We start from the raw sequence: 2,058 nt of genomic DNA on the forward strand, positions 1-2,058 counted from the left end.
TCAAGCCGGCATTCCAGCTTTCCAGGCTTTTGCTAAAACTGTCACCTCTCATTGGAACGGAATTATTCACTTTGTCGAATCCCGTCTGACCAATGCATTCTCGAGGGCATCAATAACAAGATTCAACTTGCCAAACGGCGCGCCAGAGGATACCGAAATATTAACAATTTCATTAATATGATTTATTTCTTATAACCAAGAGTATGTTCTTTCTTAAGAATTTCAATTAACTCTTGATAGCATTTCACTTTGACTACAGGAGACCTATTAATGTGTTGTTACACATCATTTATTATTTTCTGATTGGATAAGTTCCTTTACTACTTCTAGCAGTCGATCAGCTACTACGTCAGAATTGACTTTAAAACGACCCTCAATTATTGCCTGCTTTATCTCTTCTACCTTAATAATATCTACGGCTCCACTATTATTTTCGATAGAGTGCGATAAAATAGAATGAGGGTTAATATGAAAACTATTTTCTGCTTGAGAAAGATCTGATGATTGAATAGAGATGATTTTGTCATCACATTCCTGCTTGTTACTAATAATGCCGTTTGTTCGTGTTGGATTTGAGTTATCTATTTTCAAGATAAAATCCTTTTTAATAGAGATTATTAATAATTTAACGACATTTAACCAAAAAACTTTAGTTTAGTAAGTATAACAAAAGCCTTCCTATCATTAATTGTATTACATGCTATACATCCATGTCTTCAATTAATTTTTTCAGAAATAGAAAATAGCTGAATGGCTTCATAGATATATACTTAATAGTCATTCATACACTCAGCATTTTTTTATTATTATAGAATCTTAAATTCTTACAGTTGATATTATATGATCCAGATCTTTAATGCATTTTCATTAGCTTTCCGTAATCTTTTTAACTTTAAGATTCTATGGATACTAGTTTGGCCTCTCTTAGTAGCTAGCATACTCTGGCTAATAATTGGTGAATTTTTTTGGATCCCTTCAGCTGAATGGCTTGCAGAGATTATCCCATTTACTATCGTGAAGGATTGGTTTGATGAGTCTGATTTACTAAAGATTACAAATAGTATGGGAGATATATTAAATGTAATTATTTTGGTTATGCTAGTGATTGTGACAACCATGATAATAACTGCTCTATTTGTTATGCCGTCACTGATTGATTTTGTTGCTAAACGATATTATCCATTACTTGATCGGAAAAATGGTGGAAGTATTATAGGGAGTCTATTTCACGTTATCTCTGCAATTATTATATTTATAGTGTTGTGGAGTATCGCTTTACCTTTCTGGTTTGTCGGTGTTGGAATGTTAGCGTCTTTTCTGGCTGCTGCATATTTGAATCAGCGATTATTTAGTTATGACGCATTATCAGAGCATGCTAGTAAGGAAGAATTAAGAATTTTACTGAGAGTAGATAAATTATCACTTTGGGGTTTAGGATTGTTGACTGGTTTCGTTCAGTTTATACCATTCCTGAATTTATTTGCTCCGACATTAACAGCGTTAGCATTTATTCACTTTGAATTAGCACGTCTAGAAAATTTTCGTCATAAATCTAACTTTAATTCTTCTCGGAAATAAACCTCTTCGGTTCTATATGAAATACCGTGGGTAAGTAAACTGAAGCTTTCCACATAAGAAATGAATCATATTAACCCGAATATTTCATAAATTGGCACGTGCTCTCACTTGTCTTTTGATTAATAAGAAAGATTTTGCTCAGTCGGGTGTATGAGTCACTACACCCCTCTTTCTCAAAATTTCCCTATTAATCAAAATCCTGCGTGATCATCACGCGAATTTATGAAATATTCGGGTTAATGAAGTTGTTAATATTTCGGTATCCTCTGGCGCGCCATTTGGCAAGTTGAATCTTGTTATTGATGTCCTCGAGAATGCCATTGGTCAGACGGGATTCGACAAAGTGAATAATCCCGTTCCAATGGGAGATAAAAGCTGGAATGCTGGCTTGATTAACCTCATCGCACCACTGTGTAAGAAAAGCGTGTGCACTGTGTTTGTCTGGCATGCTCCATAGATCATTGAACAGTGTTTTGAGGC

At 34.4% G+C, this 2,058-nt stretch carries 3 protein-coding genes and 1 pseudogene; 2 read left to right on the forward strand and 2 right to left on the reverse strand.

What is annotated here, in order from left to right; translation table 11 throughout:
* Positions 1-195, forward strand: a pseudogene (locus tag BLP80_RS14760) (transposase); the annotation flags it as partial.
* Between the two features lie 90 nt (positions 196-285).
* Here the strand turns inward: BLP80_RS14760 and BLP80_RS14765 are convergent.
* The gene (locus BLP80_RS14765) at positions 286-591 is read right to left on the reverse strand and encodes a flagellar biosynthesis anti-sigma factor FlgM (protein ID WP_256325131.1); all 306 of its coding nucleotides are present in this window, start codon (positions 589-591) and stop codon (positions 286-288) included.
* Positions 592-840: 249 nt separating this feature from the next.
* Between BLP80_RS14765 and BLP80_RS14770 the strand changes: the two genes are divergently transcribed.
* A complete protein-coding gene (locus BLP80_RS14770; protein ID WP_090544487.1) occupies positions 841-1,578 on the forward strand; it encodes an EI24 domain-containing protein in 738 nt (245 codons plus the stop codon).
* Positions 1,579-1,798: 220 nt separating this feature from the next.
* Here the strand turns inward: BLP80_RS14770 and BLP80_RS14775 are convergent.
* A partial coding sequence (locus BLP80_RS14775; protein ID WP_143002333.1) for a transposase occupies positions 1,799-2,058 on the reverse strand: 260 nt, incomplete at its 5' end.

The organism is Nitrosomonas sp. Nm132 (assembly GCF_900100485.1).
Taxonomy (GTDB): Bacteria; Pseudomonadota; Gammaproteobacteria; order Burkholderiales; family Nitrosomonadaceae; genus Nitrosomonas.